General features: G+C 59.1%; 25 protein-coding genes. 8 read left to right on the top strand and 17 right to left on the bottom strand.

What is annotated here, in order from left to right; genetic code table 11:
- Nucleotides 1–46: 46 nt before the first annotated feature.
- The 11 genes from ACA048_RS24745 to ACA048_RS24695 form a co-directional block, all read right to left on the bottom strand.
- On the bottom strand, nucleotides 47–550 hold the full coding sequence (locus ACA048_RS24745; protein WP_497626683.1) for a DUF2878 domain-containing protein: 504 nt from the start codon (nucleotides 548–550) through the stop codon (nucleotides 47–49).
- Nucleotides 543–1814: a class I SAM-dependent methyltransferase gene (locus tag ACA048_RS24740; protein WP_497626682.1), complete on the bottom strand. Its 1272-nt coding sequence runs from the start codon at nucleotides 1812–1814 to the stop codon at nucleotides 543–545. The genes ACA048_RS24745 and ACA048_RS24740 overlap by 8 nt, the downstream gene beginning before the upstream one ends.
- On the bottom strand, nucleotides 1801–2616 hold the full coding sequence (locus ACA048_RS24735; protein WP_497626681.1) for a DUF1365 domain-containing protein: 816 nt from the start codon (nucleotides 2614–2616) through the stop codon (nucleotides 1801–1803). Before ACA048_RS24735 ends, ACA048_RS24740 begins: the two co-directional genes overlap by 14 nt.
- Entirely contained in the window at nucleotides 2613–3860 is a 1248-nt protein-coding gene (locus ACA048_RS24730) for an NAD(P)/FAD-dependent oxidoreductase (protein ID WP_497626680.1), read from the bottom strand. The genes ACA048_RS24735 and ACA048_RS24730 overlap by 4 nt, the downstream gene beginning before the upstream one ends.
- A complete protein-coding gene (locus tag ACA048_RS24725) occupies nucleotides 3857–4639 on the bottom strand; it encodes an SDR family NAD(P)-dependent oxidoreductase (RefSeq protein ID WP_497626679.1) in 783 nt (260 codons plus the stop codon). Before ACA048_RS24725 ends, ACA048_RS24730 begins: the two co-directional genes overlap by 4 nt.
- Entirely contained in the window at nucleotides 4636–5058 is a 423-nt protein-coding gene (locus ACA048_RS24720) for a nuclear transport factor 2 family protein (protein WP_497626678.1), read from the bottom strand. The genes ACA048_RS24725 and ACA048_RS24720 overlap by 4 nt, the downstream gene beginning before the upstream one ends.
- On the bottom strand, nucleotides 5051–6496 hold the full coding sequence (gene phrB / locus ACA048_RS24715; RefSeq protein ID WP_497626677.1) for a deoxyribodipyrimidine photo-lyase: 1446 nt from the start codon (nucleotides 6494–6496) through the stop codon (nucleotides 5051–5053). Before phrB ends, ACA048_RS24720 begins: the two co-directional genes overlap by 8 nt.
- Before the next feature lie 20 nt (nucleotides 6497–6516).
- Nucleotides 6517–7458 (bottom strand): MerR family transcriptional regulator, encoded by a 942-nt coding sequence (locus tag ACA048_RS24710; RefSeq protein ID WP_497626676.1) that lies wholly within the window; start codon nucleotides 7456–7458, stop codon nucleotides 6517–6519.
- Nucleotides 7458–8420: a YbgA family protein gene (locus ACA048_RS24705; RefSeq protein ID WP_497626675.1), complete on the bottom strand. Its 963-nt coding sequence runs from the start codon at nucleotides 8418–8420 to the stop codon at nucleotides 7458–7460. The genes ACA048_RS24710 and ACA048_RS24705 overlap by 1 nt, the downstream gene beginning before the upstream one ends.
- Before the next feature lie 151 nt (nucleotides 8421–8571).
- A complete protein-coding gene (locus ACA048_RS24700; protein WP_497626674.1) occupies nucleotides 8572–8787 on the bottom strand; it encodes a TIGR02450 family Trp-rich protein in 216 nt (71 codons plus the stop codon).
- Nucleotides 8784–9770, bottom strand: coding sequence for an NAD(P)/FAD-dependent oxidoreductase (locus tag ACA048_RS24695; protein ID WP_497626673.1), 987 nt, complete (start codon nucleotides 9768–9770; stop codon nucleotides 8784–8786). Before ACA048_RS24695 ends, ACA048_RS24700 begins: the two co-directional genes overlap by 4 nt.
- Nucleotides 9771–9966: 196 nt before the next feature.
- Between ACA048_RS24695 and ACA048_RS24690 the strand changes: the two genes are divergently transcribed.
- Together ACA048_RS24690 and hemH are read left to right on the top strand one after the other, a co-directional pair.
- Nucleotides 9967–10869 carry a TIGR01777 family oxidoreductase gene (locus ACA048_RS24690; protein ID WP_497626672.1) on the top strand — a complete coding sequence of 301 codons (903 nt, stop codon included), beginning with the start codon at nucleotides 9967–9969 and terminating at the stop codon, nucleotides 10867–10869.
- A 13-nt stretch (nucleotides 10870–10882) separates the two neighbouring features.
- Nucleotides 10883–11908 carry a ferrochelatase gene (gene hemH, locus ACA048_RS24685; RefSeq protein WP_497626671.1) on the top strand — a complete coding sequence of 342 codons (1026 nt, stop codon included), beginning with the start codon at nucleotides 10883–10885 and terminating at the stop codon, nucleotides 11906–11908.
- 89 nt (nucleotides 11909–11997) lie between these two features.
- Here the strand turns inward: hemH and ACA048_RS24680 are convergent, their stop codons facing one another.
- Both ACA048_RS24680 and upp read right to left on the bottom strand, forming a co-directional pair.
- Nucleotides 11998–13272 (bottom strand): uracil-xanthine permease family protein, encoded by a 1275-nt coding sequence (locus ACA048_RS24680; RefSeq protein WP_150781825.1) that lies wholly within the window; start codon nucleotides 13270–13272, stop codon nucleotides 11998–12000.
- A gap of 2 nt (nucleotides 13273–13274) precedes the next feature.
- Nucleotides 13275–13913 carry a uracil phosphoribosyltransferase gene (upp, locus tag ACA048_RS24675; RefSeq protein ID WP_223515400.1) on the bottom strand — a complete coding sequence of 213 codons (639 nt, stop codon included), beginning with the start codon at nucleotides 13911–13913 and terminating at the stop codon, nucleotides 13275–13277.
- A gap of 177 nt (nucleotides 13914–14090) precedes the next feature.
- On the opposite strand from upp, the gene ACA048_RS24670 reads away from it, so the two are divergent.
- From ACA048_RS24670 to ACA048_RS24655, 4 genes are all read left to right on the top strand, one after another.
- Complete coding sequence (locus ACA048_RS24670) at nucleotides 14091–14648, top strand: hypoxanthine-guanine phosphoribosyltransferase (protein ID WP_223515397.1); 558 nt, start codon at nucleotides 14091–14093, stop codon at nucleotides 14646–14648.
- A 3-nt stretch (nucleotides 14649–14651) separates the two neighbouring features.
- Nucleotides 14652–15125: a WbuC family cupin fold metalloprotein gene (locus ACA048_RS24665; RefSeq protein WP_497626670.1), complete on the top strand. Its 474-nt coding sequence runs from the start codon at nucleotides 14652–14654 to the stop codon at nucleotides 15123–15125.
- A gap of 155 nt (nucleotides 15126–15280) precedes the next feature.
- Nucleotides 15281–15766: a hypothetical protein gene (locus tag ACA048_RS24660; protein WP_497626669.1), complete on the top strand. Its 486-nt coding sequence runs from the start codon at nucleotides 15281–15283 to the stop codon at nucleotides 15764–15766.
- A gap of 63 nt (nucleotides 15767–15829) precedes the next feature.
- Nucleotides 15830–16117, top strand: coding sequence for a PA4642 family protein (locus ACA048_RS24655; RefSeq protein WP_477793646.1), 288 nt, complete (start codon nucleotides 15830–15832; stop codon nucleotides 16115–16117).
- Nucleotides 16118–16253: 136 nt separating this feature from the next.
- Here ACA048_RS24655 and mqo read toward each other — a convergent pair whose 3' ends face one another.
- The gene (gene mqo / locus ACA048_RS24650) at nucleotides 16254–17762 is read right to left on the bottom strand and encodes a malate dehydrogenase (quinone) (protein WP_223515384.1); all 1509 of its coding nucleotides are present in this window, start codon (nucleotides 17760–17762) and stop codon (nucleotides 16254–16256) included.
- 737 nt (nucleotides 17763–18499) lie between these two features.
- A complete protein-coding gene (locus tag ACA048_RS24645) occupies nucleotides 18500–18697 on the bottom strand; it encodes a hypothetical protein (protein WP_497629928.1) in 198 nt (65 codons plus the stop codon).
- Nucleotides 18698–18800: 103 nt separating this feature from the next.
- Between ACA048_RS24645 and ACA048_RS24640 the strand changes: the two genes are divergently transcribed.
- Complete coding sequence (locus ACA048_RS24640) at nucleotides 18801–19385, top strand: YajG family lipoprotein (RefSeq protein WP_497626668.1); 585 nt, start codon at nucleotides 18801–18803, stop codon at nucleotides 19383–19385.
- A gap of 82 nt (nucleotides 19386–19467) precedes the next feature.
- Here ACA048_RS24640 and ACA048_RS24635 read toward each other — a convergent pair whose 3' ends face one another.
- Complete coding sequence (locus ACA048_RS24635) at nucleotides 19468–19674, bottom strand: hypothetical protein (RefSeq protein WP_223515378.1); 207 nt, start codon at nucleotides 19672–19674, stop codon at nucleotides 19468–19470.
- A gap of 194 nt (nucleotides 19675–19868) precedes the next feature.
- On the opposite strand from ACA048_RS24635, the gene ACA048_RS24630 reads away from it, so the two are divergent.
- Nucleotides 19869–20147, top strand: coding sequence for a hypothetical protein (locus ACA048_RS24630; RefSeq protein ID WP_497626667.1), 279 nt, complete (start codon nucleotides 19869–19871; stop codon nucleotides 20145–20147).
- Nucleotides 20148–20210: 63 nt separating this feature from the next.
- Here ACA048_RS24630 and ACA048_RS24625 read toward each other — a convergent pair whose 3' ends face one another.
- On the bottom strand, nucleotides 20211–21374 hold the full coding sequence (locus tag ACA048_RS24625) for a 1-acyl-sn-glycerol-3-phosphate acyltransferase (RefSeq protein WP_497626666.1): 1164 nt from the start codon (nucleotides 21372–21374) through the stop codon (nucleotides 20211–20213).
- Nucleotides 21375–21420 lie beyond the last annotated feature (46 nt).

Here is a 21420-nt window from a genome sequence, read left to right as displayed (position 1 = left end):
AGTGTAAGGCAGTGGGCCGGTGCTGTGTGAAAGGCCTGACGGACGCTCAGTAGCGGGTGCCTGACGCGAGTCGCTGGGCCATGAAGTGAAGTGCGGGTAACAGCCCTGCCCAGAGCAGCCCGATGCCGGTCAAGGTCGGCCATTGTCCATACGGAAACTGCACGCCCGCCAGTTGTCCGCCTGCGTAATACGACAGTGGCCCGCCGACGGCGCCGAGCACGCTACCGAGCCACCAAGGGTTGGCGGTCCACGCCAGGCAATGGCGCAAAGTCGTTGCCAGCAGCGCCCACAACAGCATCAGCCACAACGGAATCACTGGCGCGGGGTCGGTGAAATCGAATACGCCCAGCCAGCGCAATGAACTGTCGACGGTGGTGCCCAGCAGCACCACGCTGAGGATCAATCGACCTTCATCGGTCCAGCGACTTATCCACAGCAGATGAATCACCAGTACCGCCGGTGCTACCAGCAACCACAGACTGCTGCCGCCGGCCACACAGGCAAACCAGCCGAGCTGAAACAATACTGCATTAGCCACGCGTTCAAGCATCGAAACGGCCCAACAGCGGCGCGGTGATAGCAGACGGTTTGGCCAACAGCAATTGTGCCGTGCCGATGGTGCGCTCCAGAAAGCCGCCTTCGCAGTAGCACAGGTAAAATTCCCAAAGTCGCAGGAAATAGTCGTCGTAACCCAACTCGCTCAAACGGCCCTGGGCGCGGCGAAAATTTTCATGCCACAGGCGCAGGGTTCGCGCGTAGTGCAAACCGAAATCCTCCATGTGCAGCAGGTTCATGTCGGTGTCACGACTGACGATCTCGAGCATTTTCTGCACGCAGGGCAGGGCGCCGCCGGGGAAGATATAGCGCTGGATGAAGTCGACGTTGCCCTTGGCCTGCTCGTAGCGTTGTTCGCGAATGGTAATGGCCTGCAGCAGCATCAAGCCGTTGCTCTTGAGCAAGTGCGCGCATTGCTTGAAGTAGGTCGGCAGGAAGCGATGACCGACCGCTTCGATCATCTCGATCGACACCAGTTTGTCGTACTGGCCGGTGAGGTCGCGGTAATCCTTAAGCAGCAGCGTGACCTGGCCTTGCAGGCCCAGGGTTTCGATTCGTTGGGCGGTAAACGCGAACTGCTCTTTTGAGAGCGTAGTAGTGGTGACCTTGCAGCCGTAATGCTGCGCCGCGTAAAGCGCCATGCTGCCCCAACCGGTGCCGATTTCCAGCAGGTGATCGCTGGGTTGCAAGACCAGTTTCTGGCAAATCCTTTCGAGTTTGTTCAACTGCGCCTGTTCGAGGCTGTCTTCGGGACTGAGGAATTGCGCAGCGGAATACATCATGGTCGGATCGAGAAACTGCTCGAACAGGTCATTGCCCAGGTCGTAATGGGCGGCAATGTTTTTCTGCGAGCCCTTGCGGGTGTTGCGGTTTAGCCAATGCAGTCCTTGAACGAAAGGTCGGCCGAGTTTTGCCAGGCCGCCTTCCAGTGCATCCAGCACGTCGAGGTTGCTGACGAAGACGCGCACCACGGCGGTCAGGTCCGGCGAACTCCAATAACCGTGGATGAACGCTTCACCCGCGCCAATTGAACCGTTGCTGGCCACCAATCCCCATGCCGCTGCGTCGAGGATATGAATCTCCCCGATCAAATGACTGTCGGCCGTGCCGAAGACATGCCGCTCGCTGTCCTCGACCACCACCAGTTGCCCGTGTCTAAGCGCCGCAAGTTGCCGTAGCACGCCACGGCGCAGCAACGCTCCGGTCAAGCCGTGGGTGCCGGGCAGAGTGGCTTTGGCCAAAATGCTAGAGGATTTCATGACGGCGATCCTTGGAGGGAGCTGTGGCGGTTTGAAAGCTGCCATCGGCAACCCGGTGAGCAAAGAGCGGGGCGCGTTTGAGCAAAAGGCGCAGCGCCTGCCAGTAAATCGCCAGGCAGGTTTTCGCGGTCATCCAGGGAAACTGCCGCAGGTAACGGTGCAGGCTGCTGCGGTTTAACGCTTCGCGATGCAGGTTAAGCGTGGCGTCGAAGAGTTTCAGTTCGCCCTGCCAGTCCGCCATGTGCACGCCGAGCGCGTTGGCGACAGGGCTGAAACTCATCCGGTATTCGAGATCCCGCGGCAAAAATGGCGACACATCAAACGCCTTGGTCACCACGAAATGCTGATGGAAATCGAACCGGTTCTCAGGCGACCTCGCCGGCAACACATACAGAAAGCGTTCTCGCCATGGCGTGTTAGTGACTTCGCAAACAATCGCTGCCAATTGCCCATCGGCTTCATGGCAATAGAAGAAACTCACCGGGTTGAACGACAGACCCCAACTGCGGGCCTGTGTCAGCAGGCAGATCGACCCTTGCGGCGCATGGCCGATGACTTCGCTGACTTGCAGGCGAACCGCATCAATCAGGCGCATGCCCTTGCCGGTAAAGGTTTTCAGGTAGTCCGATTCGCGAAACGAGAAGGGCGCAAAGCGGCTGGTGCCGCACAGGGGCGACAAGCCAAGCACCGCGTCTTGCTCGTCGAGGTCCAGGTACAGCAGGCCGATCCGATAGCGGAATTCGTGGTGCCTTGGGGCAAACCGCCGGTGGGCGATCCAGCCACTGTAGAGGGCGCTGTTCACAGCACTTCTCCAAAGGAGCGGGCGACTCGCAAGGCGCTGACCACGCCGTCCTCATGGAAACCGTTGGCCCAATAAGCGCCGCAAAAATGGCTGTGCCGGGTGCCATCCAGTTCATCCCAGCGACCTTGCGCGGCGACGGCGGCCAGGCTGTATTGCGGATGGGCGTAGGTGAATGTGCCGAGCACCTTGTGAGGGCTGATACCGGCGCTCTGGTTGAGGCTGACGCAAAACGTGGTATCGCTCTGCAAACCTTGCAGGATGTTCATGTCGTAGGTGACTGCGGCCAGTGTGTGACCGGCGCCCCCGAGGCGATAATTCCAGCTGGCCCAGGCCCGTTTGCGCACGGGCAGCAAGCGCGTATCAGTGTGCAGCACCACTTCGTTGTCGGCGTAGGGCAGGGCACCGAGGATCGACAGTTCGGCATCGCTCGGCCTGGCCAACAGTTTCAACGCCTGATCGCTGTGGCAGGCGAACACGACTTTATCGAAGCGTTCGCTGCCAACGGCACTGTGGATAACCACGCCTGCGTCATCACGCTCGACGCGCGTCACGGGGCAGTTGAGACGAATCTTCTCGCGAAATGAGGCGGCCAGTGGTCCGACGTAGGCATTGGATCCGCCGTCAATCACGCACCATTGCGGGCGATTGCTGATGGACAGCAGCCCGTGATTCTTGAAAAACCGAACAAAAAACTGCAACGGGAAACCGAGCATGTCCGCCATGGACATCGACCAGATCGCCGCGCCCATCGGCACGATGTAATGCAGGATAAAGCGCTCGCCGTAGTTTCCGGCCTTCAAGTAATCGTCCAGCGTGGTGTCGGCGGTGATGCGCCCTTGCGCCAGGTCGCGCTGGGCTTCTTTATTGAAGCGCAAAATGTCGCGCAACATGCCCCAGAATCCTGGCGACAACAGGTTACGGCGTTGGGCGAACAGGCTGTTCAGGTTATTGCCGTTGTACTCAAGCCCCGAGTCCGGGTCGGTCACCGAAAAACTCATTTCAGTCGGCTTGAAACCCACCCCGAGTTGGCTCAGCAGGCGGATGAAATTCGGGTAGGTCCTGTCGTTGAAGACGATGAAACCGGTGTCTACCGCATAGCGCTGGCCATCGACCGACACGTCGACCGTGTGGGTGTGACCGCCCGCCCGGTCGCCGGCCTCGAACAGGGTGATCGCATGCCTGCGATTAAGCAGGTAGGCGCAGGTCAGCCCCGAGATGCCGCTGCCGATGATGGCGATGTTCACGGTAGATCCTGGATCGGCGGAGAGCTGCGCACCATGCGTTTGCCGATTGCCAATTGCACCGCGTTGGGCATTTTCGACAGCGGCCACAGCGCCGCCATGAACAGTCCCGGAAAAGCGATCTCCAATGGCCGGTTCTTGAGTTTGGCGAAGATGTGCCGGGCCGCTTTACCCACCGGCCAACTGAGCGGCATCGGGAAGTCATTCTTGGCCGTCAGCGGTGTCTCGACGAAACCCGGGCTGACGATAGTGACTTCGATGCCTTCCGGCGCGAGATCAATGCGCAGCGATTCAAACAGGTAACGTAGCCCCGCCTTCGACGCGCCATAGGCTTCGGCGCGCGGCAGGGGCAAGTACGTAACGGAGCTCGCGACGGCCACCAGGTGCGGCGCGGTGCCTTTGCGCAGCAGCGGTAACGCCGCCTCGATGCAATAGGCGCTGGCGAGCAGATTGGTGCGTACCACGTGTTCGACAATCGACGAATCGAACTGCTGGACGTCGACATACTCGCAGGTGCCCGCATTGAGAATCACCGTATCCAGCGAACCCCAGTCTTGCGCAATTTGCTCACCAATTTCGCGTACTCGTTGGCTGTTAGTCAGGTCCCCGGGCACCACCAGCACTTGTCCGGGATAGCGCTGGGACAAGACCTTCAGCACGGCTGTCGAGCGTGAACTGACGGCCAGGTGAGCACCGGTCTTGAGTATTTCTTCGGCCAGCGAGGCGCCAATACCGCTGCTGGCGCCGGTCAACCAGTAGCGCCGTGGAGATGCCAGGCTCATCCCATTCTCCTTTTCAGCCAGGCAATTGCCCGACCCAGTACGGGTAAATGTTCGTAAATCAGCGCCCCGGCATCGAAGTAATCCCGGTGGCGATAAACCTTGTCGCGCCAAAGCAGGTGCGAGCAGCCGTCCACGCGGATCAACTGGCCGTTGGCCAGGCGCGGGTGGCGGTAACTCATGACCCAGCGCAGATAGCCTTCACCTTCGCTGATCTGGTCGAAGCCGTGGAAATCGAAACGCAGATCGCTGACGTTGGTGTAGAGCTCGGTAAAGTAGCTGCGCAGCTCCACCAGACCTTGTACTTCATGCAGCGGATCAGTGAAGTGCACGTCATGGGTGTAGAGCTGATTGAGGTGGTGCAGGTTGTCTTTGTTCAGGTCGGCAAACTGCACAGCAAAACGCCGCAGGAAATCACTCATGGCGACCTCCGGCCTGTTGTCTCGAAGGCAGGTTTTTGAACGCGGCCAGCGCCCGTTGCCGGGACGTGCCCAGATTGACGATCGGCGATGGATAATCCGCCGCGCCGAACAGACCGCCAAGGTTGGCCGGGTTGTGCACATCCCGCTTGTCGAGACCGGCCAGTTCAGGCAGCCAGTGCTTGATGAACACGCCTTCGGCGTCGAATTTTTCCGATTGGCTCAACGGGTTGAAAATCCGGAACCAGGGCGCCGAATCGGTGCCGGTGGACGAGCTCCATTGCCAGCCACCGTTGTTCGCCGCCAAGTCGCCGTCGATCAAATGCCGCATGAAAAAGCGCTCGCCTTCACGCCAGTCAATCAGCAGGTTCTTGGTCAGGAACATCGCCACCACCATGCGCAGCCTGTTGTGCATCCAGCCGGTTTCAAGCAATTGGCGCATGGCCGCGTCGATGATCGGCAGGCCGGTGCGGGCTTCTTGCCATGCCAGCAGTTCTTCCGGTGCATCGCGCCAAGCCATGGCCTCGGTTTCCGGGCGGAAGGCGCGATGGCGGGAGACCCGTGGGTAACCCACCAGAATATGTTTGTAGAACTCGCGCCACAGCAGCTCGTTGATCCAGGTGACGGCGCCCACCTTGCCGCTTTCGAACTCGCCCTGATTGCTTTGCAGGGCCGCGTGCAAACACTGGCGGGGTGAAATCACCCCGGCGGAGAGATAGGCCGAGAGCTGGCTGGTGCCGGGTTTGGCCGGGAAGTCGCGTTCGTCTTTGTAGTAGTCGATCTGGGCGTCGGCGAAGGTGTCGAGACGGCGTCGGGCTTCGGTCTCACCGGCGGGCCAGAGTTTGCGCAAGCTGTCGCTGGGCGTGGCGAAACCTTCAACGCTTGATGGAAGGGGGTCGCTGCTGATCGCCAATGGCGCCTGGACGGCAGGGGCGCAGACCCTCTCTGGCGTTGACCTGTGCAGGCGGTCGTAACAGACCTTGCGAAACTGGCTGAAGACCTGAAAGTAAGTGCCGGTCTTGGTCAGCACGGTGCCCGGTTTGAATAGCAGTTGATCGAAGTAGCTATAGAAATCGATGCCATTGGCCTTCAACGCTTGGGCCATCGCCGCATCACGACGGCTTTCGTGAATGCCGTATTCCTCGTTGACGTGTACGGCGTCGATCTTCAACTGCTGACACAGGTCGAGCAGCACTGTCGGCACTTCGTCCCAACGTGATGCCTTGCGGATCAACAAGGGGATGTTCCGTTCGCCCAACGCGCGGCTCAACTCCCTCAGGTTGCGCAGCCAGAAATCCACTTTGCACGGTGCATCATCGTGTTCCAGCCACTGCTCCGGACTCAGCAGATACACCGCCACCGCCTGGCCGCGCGCTGCGCCAGCCGAGAGGGCGGTATTGTCGTGTAGGCGCAAATCGCTGCGCAGCCAGATCAATTGCATGGTGCTATCCGAACGATTCATTAAATGAGCCCACGCTGAACAAGTTCCTTATGCGCCGATAACGGGTCTTCGGCGAAGGACAAATCAGCGATCCCGGTAGTTCTTGCGGACAACTCGGCGTGATGGATACGTACCGTGGGTCCGACAATCATTTTTGGGCAACTGACACCGTTCAAAAGTTTCGGCAGCTGCGAAAGGTTTATGGCTTTGCTGGAATACAGCAGTACGCCGCGGGCTTGCAGGTGATCGACCGCCAACGCGAGTTCGCCGGCGGGCAAGGGCCAGTCGAACACTTCTACCGGGCAATCGGCGCTGCTGATCAGCCAGGCGGCGAGCCACAGGTGAGGTTCCAGTGGCACATCGGAGTGATTGATCAACAGCAGCGGCGCAGCGCGTAACTGACGGTTGTTATGGTAGATGCGCGCGCCGAATTTGCTGCGCAACCAGGAATGAAAGAACGCCCGCTCCATCTGCGCGCCGAATTGGCCCTGCCAGCGTTGGTCCAGTTCCGCCAGCAACGGCATCAACAGGAGTTCGCACAAGGTTCGCGGGGGATACAACGCCATGGCTTGATTGACGGTGTCATCAAGGGTGCGTTCGTTCAGGTGCGACACCGCTTGCAGCAGTGTCTGACGTAGCACCTGCCAATCATTTTCGACGGATTCGCTAAACGCTTGCGGCGTGTCCAACAGTTGCTTGACCTGGCTGACGGCCACGCCACGGTTGAGCCAGGTGAGGATTGTCAGGATGCGTTGTACGTGTTCGGCAGAGAACAGCCGATGGCCCTTGGGCGTGCGTTGCGGAACGATCAGGCCATAGCGCCGTTCCCAGGCGCGCAGCGTCACGGCGTTGACGCCGGTCTGGCGCGCCACTTCGCGGATCGGTAGCCAGCCGTCGTCCAGCGCCTTTTTAAAGTCGTCGCCGAGGTCTTCGCTGGCGCTGGTGTCGAGTTGGGATTTCATTAGATCGCGTTTCGCAGGCTGAGGTTTTCCGGATGCGGTTGCAGGTAAACCTGCTGCGCAATGTAAGGATCCGGGTGTTGACGAAAGTAGTGCTTGAGCAGGGTTAACGGCACCACCAGCGGCACGATGCCTTGGCGGTATTGGCCGATGACATGCTGCATTTCCTGCTTGTCTTCAGGGCTGATGACTTGCTTGAGATAACCGCTGATGTGTTGCAGGACGTTGGTGTGGGTGCGCCGCGTGGCGCATTTTTTCAACGCCGCCATCAGTTCGCGGAAGTAGCGCGGGCCGAGCTCACCAGGATCGGACTGGCCCATGTTGCCCAGCAGATTGCCCAAAGCTTTGTATTGCACTGGGTTGTGCGCCATCAGCAGGTATTTGTAGCGCGAGTGAAAGTCGGTGAGGTCGCGGCGGGTCAGGCCTTTTTGCAGCAATTGCTGCCAGGCGCTGTAGGCAAACACGCGAGTCAGGAAGTTTTCCCGCAGCACCGGGTCGTTAAGCCGGCCGTCTTCTTCTACCGGCAGGTCTGGGTTCAGTGCGCAAAAGGCCTCAGCATAGAGGCCGCGTCCGCCGCCCTCCACCGGTGTACCGTTGGCCTGATAGACCTTCACCCGTTCCAGGCCGCAGGAAGGGGATTTTTGCATGAAGATGTAGCCGCAGATGTCGCTCAACTGACTAGCCATTGTCTGGCCGTACTCGGTGAGCTGTCGGGTGACGTCAAGCTCGGCGTGAACACTGCCGACCGCTTGCGGATGTTGCGGATCGCCCACCAGGCGAATCGGCTCACGGGGGATGCCGAGGCCGATGGCCACTTCCGGGCATACCGGGACAAAATCGAAATGGTCAGTGAGGGTGCGACTGCACAGGCGTGATTCCTTGTGCCCGCCGTTATAGCGAACCTCAGCGCCCATCAGGCAAGCGCTGATTGCGATTTTTGGTCGGGTCGCTGGCTGGTCGCGCATCGAAGCACCTCGAATCTAAACTTGTACAGAGTTTGGTCTCTGTACAACATAATCCTCATCATAGATTCAAAGGTGTACAAGTCAAATTATTTGTATAGGTTTTATCGTCCCTCAGCCGATCCCTGTGCGAGCAAGCTCACTCCCCCGGGATCTACTTCCAGCCCAATTGCCAGGTGTCGCTGTTCTTGAGGGTTCGCCAATCGAGGCGTTCTCTGCGATTGGTCAGCACCGCCTGTAACTCGACTTCCAGCACCGTACCTTCCTCGTCACGGAACAACTCGGTCACCAGAAAGTGTTTTTCGCGGTGTTGCGGATGGGCTGCTGTCCACTTCGACAGCAGCAATTTACGTGGATTGATGCTGTTCATTGCAGGTGTTCATGCAACCGGCGAGCGGCTTCCTGACCACTCAGCCAAGCGCCTTCGACACGCCCGGACAGGCACCAGTCGCCGCATACATACAGGCCCAGATCGGCATCGGTCAGCGCGCCCCATTCATGGCTGCTGGCGGGGCGGGCATAGAGCCAGCGATGGGCGAGGCTGAAGCTCGGGGCGGGCATGGAATCATGAAGCAACTCGGCGAATGCACCGTGCAGTTGCTCGATCACCGCTTCCTTGGGCAGGTCGATATGTTGCCGGCTCCAGGCACTTGTCGCGTGCAGCACCCACGTATCCATAGTGTTGTCGCGCCCCGGTTTGCTGCGGTTGCGGGCCAGCCAGTCGAGTGGGCTGTCCTGTACGAAGCAACCTTCCATGGGCGTATCCAGCGGTGTTTCGAATGCCAGTGCGACGGCCCAGGTCGGGTCCATTTTTACCCCGGCGGCGACCCCGGCCAGCTTCGATGCGGCCGCCAGCAGCGCGGTGGCTTGAGGGGCGGGTGTGGCGATCACCACATGACTGAACGGACCGTGGGTGAAGCCTTCGGCGTCCTGCAAATGCCAGTGTTCTTCGCCGCGATAGACCTCGGTGATCCGGCAAGCGAACTGTACTTCCAGATCGCCGAGCAGGCCGCGGGTGATGGCGCTCATGCGAGGCGTGCCGACCCAGCGCGTCTGTTCGTCCGGCGACAGGCTGAGTTGGCCGCCGTGGTAGGTGTAGAGCTGCGGTGTCCACTCGGCGACCCAGCCGTTGGCTTGCCAACGCTGGACTTCGGTGACGAAGCGGCGGTCGCGGGCTGTGAAATATTGCGCGCCCAAGTCCAGAGCACCCGCATCGCTGCGCTTGCTCGACATACGTCCGCCACTGCCGCGGCTTTTATCGAAAAGCTGGACGACATGCCCTGTATCAGTCAGGGCTTGAGCGGCTGAGAGCCCGGCGATGCCGGTGCCGATGATTGCGATAGGTACAGTCATAGGGGCCTCGTTTACCTTTCTGTACAGACTACGCTGTGGGTCAAACCTGTACAATATTGTTTTTTGGTATAACTTTTAGCGTTCTCGATCTGACAGCTTGGCCTATTGTTAAACACAGACACTGCCCGATACCAAAGATCCCTGCTTATAAAAATAGACTAGTGATCAGGGTTAAACGCCACGCGAGGAAGAAGTCATGCACATATTGCTGACAGGCGGTACTGGTTTGATAGGACGTCAGCTCTGTCGGCACTGGTTGAGTCAGGGACATCGTCTGACCGTCTGGAGTCGCAAGCCTGAAAAAGTTGAGAAAATGTGCGGCACGCAAGTGCGTGGGGTTGCCCGGCTGGAGGACCTTGATCAGGCACCGCTGGACGCCATTATCAATCTGGCAGGCGCACCGATTGCCGACCGGCCCTGGACTCACAAGCGCAAAGCGTTGCTCTGGAGTAGCCGCATCACCTTGACAGAAACGCTGCTGGCCTGGCTCGAAAAACGCGAGCAAAAACCTTCTCTGTTGATTTCCGGTTCGGCGGTGGGCTGGTATGGCGATGGGGGGGAGCGTGAGTTGACCGAGGCTTCACCCCCCGTCATCGATGATTTCGCCAGTCAGTTGTGCATCGCCTGGGAAGAGACCGCCCAGCGTGCCGAGGCCTTGGGGATTCGGGTTGTGCTGATCCGTACCGGGTTGGTTCTGTCGGCTGAGGGCGGCTTTTTGTCGCGGCTGTTGCTGCCGTTCAAACTGGGGCTGGGCGGGCCGATCGGCAATGGTCGGCAGTGGATGCCGTGGATCCATATCAACGACCAAATCGCCCTGATTGATTTTCTTCTGCATCAGAAAGACGTCAGCGGTCCCTATAATGCGTGCGCCCCCAAACCGGTGCGCAATCGCGAGTTTGCCAAGACACTGGGCAGCGTGCTGCACCGCCCGGCGTTCATGCCGATGCCGGCCCTGGCCTTGAAAGTGGGGTTGGGCGAGTTGTCATTGTTGTTGCTGGGTGGCCAGAAGGCCCTGCCGGCCCGCTTGTTGGAAGCGGGTTTCACTTTCCAGTTCACTGATTTGCGCGCGGCCCTGGACGATCTGTCCAGCCGCCTCTGAAATAGGACGTTGCATGACCGATCACGCGTTGCTTCTGGTTAACCTGGGTTCACCTGCCTCCACGTCGGTGGCGGATGTACGCAGCTACCTCAATCAATTTCTGATGGACCCGTATGTGATCGACCTGCCATGGCCGGTGCGACGCTTGCTGGTGTCGCTGATCCTGATCAAACGCCCGGAGCAGTCAGCCCACGCCTACGCGTCGATCTGGTGGGAGGAGGGCTCGCCCCTGGTGGTGCTCAGCCGTCGTCTGCAACAGGCCATGACGGCGCAGTGGACTCATGGTCCGGTCGAGTTGGCAATGCGTTACGGTGAGCCGTCGATTGAAACGAAACTGGTGCAGTTGGCCGCTCAGGGCCACAAAAGAATCACCCTGGCGCCGCTTTATCCACAGTTCGCCGACAGCACCACCACGACGGTGATCGAAGAAGCCAAGCGCGTGCTGCGCGAAAAAGGACTCGAGCTGCAACTGTCGATTCTCCAGCCATTTTACGATCAGCCGGAATACCTCGACGCCTTGGTCGCCAGCGCTAAGCCTTATTTGCAGCAGGATTACGATCACTTGTTGCTGAGCTTCCACGGATTGCCGGAGCGGCACCTGACCAAGCTCGATCCGACGGGGAAGCATTGCTTCAAGAATGACGATTGCTGCAAGAACGCAACGCCCGCGGTATTAGCCACCTGCTATCGCGCGCAATGCCTGCGCACGGCGGCAGAGTTTGCCAAGCGCATGGGCTTGCCGGACGGCAAGTGGTCGGTGTCGTTTCAGTCGCGTCTGGGGCGGGCCAAGTGGATCGAACCCTACACCGAAGCGCGCCTCGATGAACTGGCCAAGAGCGGCGTGAAGAAGATTCTGGTGATGTGCCCGGCGTTCGTGGCTGATTGCATCGAGACGCTGGAAGAGATCGGTGATCGTGGGTTGGAGCAGTTCCGCGAAGCGGGAGGGGAGGAATTGGTGCTGGTGCCGTGCCTGAACGATGACCCGCAATGGGCGCGGGCGTTGAGTGCACTATGCGAAAGAGCGCCGTTGGCCCTTTAAAAGCATCGCGGGCAAGCCTTGCTCCTACAGTGATTGACACAAAACCTGTAGGAGCAAGGCTTGCCCGCGATAGCTATCTCAAGATCGGCTTACAGAAGTGGTTCATCCGCCTTCTTGTGTTTCCAGCTGTCATTGCCCGGCAGCAACAGGTTTAGCGCTATCGCCACCACTGCGCACAGCGCGATGCCTTTGAGGCCAAAGTCATCCTGGCCGGTCCCGGTGCCGACCAGCATACCGCCAATCCCGAACACCAGGGTCACCGACACAATCACCAGATTGCGCGCTTCGCCCAAATCGATCTTGTGGCGAATCAGCGTGTTCATGCCCACCGCCGCAATCGAACCGAACAACAGGCAGAGAATCCCGCCCATCACCGGCACCGGAATGCTTTGCAGCAGCGCCCCGAACTTGCCGATGAACGCCAGGCTGATGGCGAAGATCGCTGCCCAGGTCATGATTTTCGGGTTGTAGTTCTTGGTCAGCATCACCGCGCCCGTCACTTCGGCGTAGGTGGTGTTGGGTGGGCCACCAAACAGGCCCGCTGCGGTGGTGGCAATGCCATCGCCGAGCAGGGTGCGGTGCAGGCCGGGTTTCTTCAAGTAATCGCGACCGGTCACGCTACCGACGGCAATCACGCCGCCGATGTGTTCGATGGCCGGGGCCAACGCAACCGGAACGATGAACAGAATCGCCTGCCAGTTGAACTCGGGCGCGGTGAAGTTCGGAATCGCAAACCACGGCGCGGCCGCAATCTTCGCGGTATCGACGACGCCGAAGTAGAAGGCCATGGCAAAACCGACCAGTACGCCGGAGATGATCGGCACCAGACGGAAAATGCCTTTGCCAAACACCGCGACGATCAGGGTGGTCAACAGTGCCGGCATCGAGATAAGCATTGCGGTCTGGTAATGAATCAGCTCAGTGCCGTCGCCGGCCTTGCCCATTGCCATGTTGGCGGCAATCGGCGCCATGGCCAGGCCGATGGAGATGATCACCGGACCAATCACCACCGGTGGCAGCAGGCGGTCGATGAAACCGGTGCCTTTGATCTTCACGGCCAAGCCGAGGAAGGTGTAGACGAAGCCTGCCGCCATCACGCCGCCCATGGTCGCCGCAAGGCCGAACTGGCCCTTGGCAAGGATGATCGGGGTGATGAAGGCAAAGCTCGACGCCAGGAACACCGGCACCTGACGTCCGGTGACGATCTGAAACAGAATCGTCCCCAAACCTGCGGTGAACAGCGCCACGTTCGGGTCGAGGCCGGTAATCAGGGGCATCAACACCAACGCACCGAAGGCCACGAACAGCATCTGTGCACCCGACAGCACCGTGCGCCAGAGCGGATCGTTGAACTCTTGCTGCATGCTCAAGCGTCCTTCTGCTTGGTGCCGAAGATCTTGTCACCGGCATCGCCCAGGCCCGGGATGATGTAACCGTGTTCGTTCAGTTTTTCGTCAATGGAGGCGGTGTAGATGGTCACGTCCGGGTGAGCCTTCTCTACAGCGGCGATGCCTTCGGGCGCTGCCACCAGCACCATGGCGCGGATCTCGCGGCAACCGGCCTTTTTCAGCAGGTCGATGGTGGCGACCATGGAATTGCCGGTGGCGAGCATCGGGTCGATGATCATCGCCAGGCGCTCGTCGATTTCCGGGACCAGTTTTTCCAGGTAGGTGTGGGCTTGCAGGGTCTCTTCGTTGCGGGCCACGCCCACGGCGCTGACTTTGGCGCCCGGGATCAGGCTCAGCACGCCTTCGAGCATGCCGATACCGGCGCGCAAAATCGGTACTACAGTAATTTTCTTGCCGGCGATTTTCTCGACCGACACCGTGCCGCACCAGCCTTCGATGTCGTAGGTCTCCAGCGGCAGGTCTTTGGTGGCTTCATAGGTCAGCAGGGCGCCGACTTCCTGAGCGAGCTCTCGGAAATTCTTGGTGCTGATGTCTGCACGGCGCATAAGGCCAAGTTTATGACGGATCAGCGGGTGGCGGATCTCGAGGATGGGCATGGGAAAGGCTCCGGCGGCGGGCAAAAAAACCGGCTTAGATTAATCTATCCGAGGGTGTTGTCCTATAGACATACAGTACGTTAGTCCACAAACGCTTGATCTGACCTCGCTTGATGCGTACCTTTGCCCGCTTTTCCTGAATCCGTCCCTCCCCTTACCCCCTCCCTGGAGAGCGCCATGTCCGCTGATCTCGAGCATATCCGTCAAATCATGCGAGAGGCTGACTGCCTGTACACCGAAGCTGAAGTCGAGGCGGCCATCGCCCGCGTCGGTGCGCAAATCAACGATCAACTGGCGGATTCCAACCCGGTGGTGTTCTGTGTGATGAACGGCGGCCTGATTTTCTCGGGCAAGCTGTTGCCGCATCTGCACTTCCCGCTGGAAGCGTCTTACCTGCACGCCACCCGTTATCGCAACGAAACCAGCGGCGGCGACCTGTTCTGGAAAGCCAAGCCGGAAGTGTCGTTCATCGACCGTGACGTGCTGATCATCGACGACATCCTCGACGAAGGTCACACCCTGGGCGCAATCATCGATTTCTGCAAACACGCCGGCGCGCGCAAAGTGCACACCGCCGTGCTGATCGACAAAGACCACGACCGCAAGGCTCGCCCGGACCTGAAAGCCGATTTCGTCGGCCTGCCGTGCATCGACCGTTACATCTTTGGTTACGGCATGGACTACAAAGGCTACTGGCGTAACGCTAACGGGATCTTTGCTGTTAAAGGAATGTAATCGATGACCACGCCGCGCTTTCTGGATCAAACGCTGTTCACTGAATTGGCCGAGAAAGCTGTGGCTAATCTTCGTGGACGGCAGCATCACAACTTTCATCAGATGGAAGACGCTTGCCATCGCATGGCGGTGGGTTTGCAGCCGAGCACCTATATCCCGCCTCACCGGCACTTGGGCGAAAACAAGGCTGAAACCTTGCTGGTCCTGAAAGGGCGCCTTGGCGTGCTGATCTTCGACGAGGCTGGCGGGGTGGTTAAAAAGCAAATCCTGCAAGCCGGTGGTGATTGTGTCGGCGTCGACCTGCCCACTGGCGTTTTCCACGGATTGGTGGTGCTGGAAGCCGACAGCCTGATGTTTGAGTGCAAGGCTGGTCCGTATCGCCCGGTCGGTGAAGGCGAACTGGCGGATTGGGCTCCTCGTGAAGGCGAGCCAGGTGTCGCCGAGTATCAGGCGTGGATGCGCTCACAATTCGAATGATCACACTTCCTGCAGGAGCGAGCTTGCTCGCGAAAGCGGCCTGACTGACACATTGATGTTGGATGTGCCGCCGCCTTCGCGAGCAAGTGCACTCCTACAGGAATCTATTCGTAACCCCATGCTAGAGTGCTCGGCCCCGCCCCTCGGAGCCCGTCATGAGCCTTTTGATTCGCTGCTGCGCCGCCTTGTTGCTGACCCTCAGCCTGCCCTTGGCGGCCGCCCCGGCGCCGGTGCACGCACAGTTTCTGCCACCCGATGACCTGACCCTGCGCGACGCCGAGCCCGAGCAGCAACAATTCCTGCAGGTCACCGAGTATTCGGTGGTGGTGGGTAGCCAGCGCCAGTCCAATCAACAGCCGATTCCCGTCACGTCACCGTTGCTGATCCGCCTCAAGGGCAAATCCTTGAACAAGGGCGCGACCATCAACCAGGTGCTGGTCAACTTCGATGGCGAAAGCAAAAGCCTGAAAAAGCCGGTCTACGACGAAAAAAGCAAAACCCTGACACTGTTTTACCCGCTGGCGCAGTACCGGGTGGTGATCGACTTACTTCGCAATGACACGGTGTATTGCCAGTTTCTCAGCTATGCCAATGGCCATGTCTGGGCTGACTTGCACACCGGGGCCACTCGCACGCGTTGAGCCCGGCGCCAAGGGAGGGGTAAACTGCCCGCCCCGTGAAATGTCTGCGAGCTGGAGTCGGCAATGCGTAAAGATAAGAAGCAAGTGATTGGTGACGAGATCGGCGACGAGCAGATCAAGTTGTTCCTCGATTTCGAGCCGGTCGACGCCACTTCGCCGTCGCTGCACAAATTGATCAAGGCCTACCGTGGTCTGCGCATCGATGACTTTGAGCGTTTCCTGACGTTCTTCGTCGAGGCAGGTTTGGACCTCAATGGCCAAGATGAGCACGGCAATGACTTCGTCGCCCTGATCAAGGATCAGCGCAATGCGGCCGAGTACATCGAATTGATCGCCAAGGCCCGCGGTTAACCTGTACCTGTAGGAGCACGGCTTGCCGGCGATAGCGATCTCAAGAACGCCATCGCCGGCAAGCCGTGCTCCTACAGAACGGCATAAAAAAACGCCCCGCTCTCAGTGAAAACGGGGCGTTTTTTATGGGGCCGAATCAAGCGTAGCTTTCGGTCTCGTTACTGGCTTCAACCAGTTCCAGTGCGATGTTGTTGTGCGCATTGATCTTGCGATACAGCGCAGCATCGGTTTCGAGCACTTTTTCGCGAGCCGGGAAGATCTCTGCCAGTTTGGCAGCCCACTCACCGGAAGCCTTGCCCGGGAAGCATTTTTCGATCAGCTCAAGCATGATCGAAACGGTCACCGAAGCGCCAGGGGAGGCGCCGAGCAGGGCAGCAAGGGAACCGTCCTTGGCCGCGACCAGTTCGGTACCGAACTGCAGAACGCCGCCCTTTTTCGGGTCCTTCTTGATGATCTGCACCCGTTGGCCGGCCACTTCCAGGCGCCAGTCTTCGGCTTTCGCTTCAGGGTAGAAACGACGCAGGGATTCCAGACGCTGTTCCATCGATTGCATCACTTCGCTGACCAGGTACTTGGTCAGGTCCATGTTATTTTTCGCCACGGCCAGCATCGGGCCGATGTTGCCGGCGCGAACCGACATCGGCAGGTCCATGAAGGAGCCGTGCTTGAGGAACTTGGTGGTGAAACCGGCGTAAGGTCCGAACAGCAGGGACTTCTTGCCATCGACGACACGGGTGTCCAGGTGTGGCACGGACATCGGTGGCGAACCCACGGCGGCCTGGCTGTACACCTTGGCCTGGTGGTGTTTGACCACTTCCGGGTTGTCGCAACGCAGCCACTGGCCACTGATCGGGAAACCGCCGAAGCCTTTGCTTTCCTCAATACCCGAGGCCTGCAACAGCGGCAATGCCGCACCGCCAGCGCCGAGGAAGACGAATTTCGCGTCGACGTCGCGGGTGTTGCCGCTGTTGACGTCCTTGATGCTGACGGTCCAGCCGCCGTTGTTACGCTTCAGGCCGGTCACACGTTTGCAGTACTTGACCTGTGCGTCGGGCGCGCTGGTCAGGTGCTTGAGCAATTGATTGGTCAGGGCGCCGAAGTTGACGTCTGTGCCATTCATCACGCGGGTAGCCGCGACGACTTCGTCGGCCGGACGGCCTGGCATCATCAGCGGCATCCAGTCGGCCATTTTCGCCTTGTCTTCGGTGTATTCCATGTCCGCGAAGGCGTGGTGCTTGCTCAGCAACTTGAAGCGTTCCTTGAGGAAGGAAACGCCACTGTCACCTTGCACGAAGCTCAGGTGTGGCACCGGGCTGATGAACGTCTTGCATGAGCCGAACGTGCCTTTCTTGGTCAGGTAGGACCAGAACTGCTTCGACACCTCGAATTGGGTATTGATGTGCACGGCTTTCTTGATGTCGACGGTGCCATCGGCAGCCTGTGGCGTGTAGTTGAGCTCACACAGCCCGGCGTGACCGGTACCGGCGTTGTTCCACGGGTTGGAACTCTCCGCGGCACCGGAATCCATCAGCTCGACGACTTCCAGCTTGATCGCGGGGTCGAGCTCTTTGAGCAATACCGCAAGGGTGGCACTCATGATGCCGGCCCCAACCAGTACTACGTCGACTGCTTCGTTATGCGCCATTTAACGCGTCTCCAAAATCTGCAGCACCAAATTGTCGGCATGGCTGCCAGGCGTTCAGGGGCGTGTCAGTGATGCCCCAGGTACCCATGGACAGTTTCGCCATGTCCGAATCTTCGCAATTTTTTGCAACTTCGACGGACGCTACCGGCCGGGTCAATGAGGGTTATGAACTCATTTCAACGCGCGACTGGCAATTCGACTTATGGTCGATACATCCGTTTGTGCAACCAAATCCGTAGCGGACAGGCTTCAGGCTCCGGTATACGAGGAGTGCCCGGTCCTGTGTCGTTGGGCTGTTTCAGACGCTAATGGTGCATGTTCAGACGCAAAACTATTCATTTGCTCGCCACACTCTTGTGAAGTTGTGAAAACCCGTTTTTTTCACGCTCTTTTGAAGACGTGAACCTCAAAAAAGGGCTGTCCCTGCCTGGCACCGTGCCCGCAAGCATTACCGTCATGGGATACATGACCGGCAAAACGGGCAGACAGCTCAGTGACCGAGCGTAATGACAGCTCTGCAGATTCGCGAAAAGCGGGTTTTTGCTCCAGGAACAGCAAGCGCGCCAGCTTCACTCGATCTGTGTGGGCGGCTCTCTGTGGGCGGTGCGGGGTGTCAATACCGAGGCATTAACGATGCTGCGAGGCCCGATCAGGAGACGTCCTTATAATCGGGGGGAGATTGTATCTAAGAAACGCAGGGAAATGGACGTGTTTAATGACTTTTATTAGGCATCTGGTCAGGTGGTCAACAGATATTGCACCGGTGCACGTGGCTGGCGCGTGCTAACGCGTGCGCTTGGGGGGAGAGGTTGGTGCGACCCGTTCAGACGGATTTCTTCGATTTCCACCCAGCCTTCGCCCATTGGCTGGAGGCTGAACTGCTTGAACGTCTGGCAACGGCCATTGCTGTAGAGCACGGCAAAGCAGTGGTTCAGGGGGGTACAGGAATTTACTTCAAGGCTCGTAGGGTGCTAGTTACCCGTCGTGACGCACCGCTATACTGCGGGCCTGTTTGTGCCTGATTCTGGAGAGATACGCATGTTGCAACGTCTGTTGTTCGGTTTGATCACTGTGACCAGTTTGACCCTCGTTGGCTGCGCCCACAGCCCGCAACAACTGAACCCTGAGCCCAAGCTGACAACGCAGCTGGCGCCGGTCGGCCATGGTCAGCCGGTGGTGGTGCGTGTGGTGGACGGTCGTCCGTCGCCAACATTGGGCACCCGTGGCGGCCTGTACCCGGAAACCAGCGCGATCACCGTGCAGGGCTCGCAGATTCTGCCGAAGTTGCAGGCTCAGGCCGAGGCGGCCGTGCGCTTGCTGGGCTTTACCCCGACGCCCAATGCGCCGAATGCACCGCAACTCACTGTGACCTTGGCCGAGCTGAAGTATCAGTCGCCTAAAGAAGGCATGTATGTGACAGAAGCGACCATCGCCGCTACGTTCCGCTCCGATGTGCAGAACGCCAATCGTCGTTACAGCGGCCGTTACGGTGCATCGCTGGACCAGCGTTTCGGCATGGCACCGAATCAGGAAACCAACACCAAACTGGTCAGTGATGTGTTGAGTGATGCGCTGACGCGTCTGTTCAAGGACCCGACGGTGGGTCAGGTTCTCGGCGAATAAGTATTCGTCGGATTCAAAAAAGCCCGGGGCCAGCAATGGCTCCGGGCTTTTTTATTCAGGCTCGCACAGGGAATGTGTTGTGTCAGGCCGCTTCTGAGTAAAAGTCCAGCACACTCACCCCGGTCAGTAAGTCCGTCTCCGGCAAATCCGCATGTTGATGTCCGCCCAGCGCGCAATACACCAGCCAGTGGCGGTCCTGGACGTTGAAGGCAAGGCTGCCGATCAATGTTTGTTGTTCTTCACTTTGGGCGATGAGGTAGAGGCGATCCTGATTTTCAGCGTGCAGCATGACGGTGTCCGTGTCCGTTTTCGTGGGGCGCGAGACTGACGGATTTAGATGACGAAGTTATGACTCAGGGCAGGAGTCTGCCAATTAGTGAGCTCTTTGTCGTAAAACAGATGCGGGAGGGGAGGCTTTCGGTAGAATCCGCGCCGCATTCGTCGGTTCGGCGTCTGCTACACCTGTTTTGTTTGAGGTCCGTGATGTCGCTGCATTTGATGACGCTGTTTACCGCCCATCCCGCCAAACTGGTGAATCTGCTGGCCTTGCTGCTTGCCTTTCCGGGCGGTTGGCTGCTGCACGCCACTCGTCGCCGCGAACAACGCGCCATGGCCAATATTGTGGCCCAGCGTCAGAGCCAACCCAACGTAGAGCCGACCCTCGATTGGGCGACCTTGCGCATGAACCGCTTTTTCTATCGCTTCGGTTTCGCCTGCCTCGGGCTGGCGTTGCTGGTGTCGTGGATCAGCACGCGGGTCTGACAGCAAAGACTGCAGCAATGAAAACGGCGCCCAAGGGCGCCGTTGTCGTATCAGTCTGAAACCTTACAGCGGCAATCCGGCTTTCACCCGGTACTGATTGCGCACGGGCGTCGCATATTGCAGCACCAGGTACGGACGATGTTCTTCGGGGCAGGCCTCCAGACGCTTGTTCCATTCTTCCTGCGCCTTGGCCAGTTCATCGGCCGCAAATACTTCAACAGCTTTGGGCACCTGCAATTGCGGGTCGGCGTCTTTCCATTGGGCGTAGGCCAGGTAGTGCACCGGGAACAAGCGGTAGCCACCGAGGATTTGCTTGTCCATCTCGACCGCCAATTGCTTGGTGTCTTCAAACAGCTCGCTGATCGGCGCGGCGAAGTTCACGTGGACCCGGCCCTTGTAGCCAGTGATGCCCTTGGCGATGCTCACATCGTCTTCGCCCGGCACTTTGCTGTAGCTGCCAGTGGTGGCGCGGATGAACAACTCGCGCGCCTTGGCTTGGTCGCACGGGTCGTATTCATAGCTGATCGACACCGGGGTGAGGTTCAGCGACTGAATGACTTCGCCGAACGGCTCGTCCTTGCGACTCATGTGGAACATCTTGAGGATCGCAGATTCGGTGCGGTCGTCGCCGTCTTTCGCCCGGCCTTCGGCCTGGGCGATCCAGATCGAGGCGCAATCGTTGCGGATCGAATGGTTGATGTAGGCCGACAGCAGTTGATACGCCGCCATCTTCTCGCGGCGACCGGTGATCGAACGGTGCACGATGAAGCTCTTGTTCAGGCGCATCAGGTCGCTGACGAAGGGCTTTTGCAGCAGGTTGTCGCCGATCGCGATGCGCGGTGTCGGCAGGCCCGCGTGGTACACGGCGTAGTTGACGAAGGCCGGGTCCATCACGATGTCGCGGTGGTTGGCAATGAACAGGTAGGCGCTGCCTGACTTGAACTGCTCGACACCGGTGTAGGTGACGCCGTCTGTGGCGCGTTCGATGGTGTGGTCGACGTACATCTCGACCTTATCCTGCAACGTGGCCACCGAATGAACGCCGGCGAACTCGCGGCGCAGCCTATGAGCTATAAGTGGTTTAAGCATCCAGCCGAAAGCACCGGCAAAACGCGGGAAGCGGAAGTGGGTGAGGATATCTAGAAACGCCTTGTCGCCAAGCAACCTGTCCAGTACCGCTGGGACTTCGCTGTCGTCGTAAGGTCGGATGGCATCGAATTCGCCCATCATGCTCTCTTGTTAGAAACGGCTAGGGTAAGTAATGGTTTTGATC

It is taken from the genome of Pseudomonas sp. LBUM1659 (genome assembly GCF_059716045.1).
This window is presented reverse-complemented; position numbering and strand designations above follow the sequence as displayed.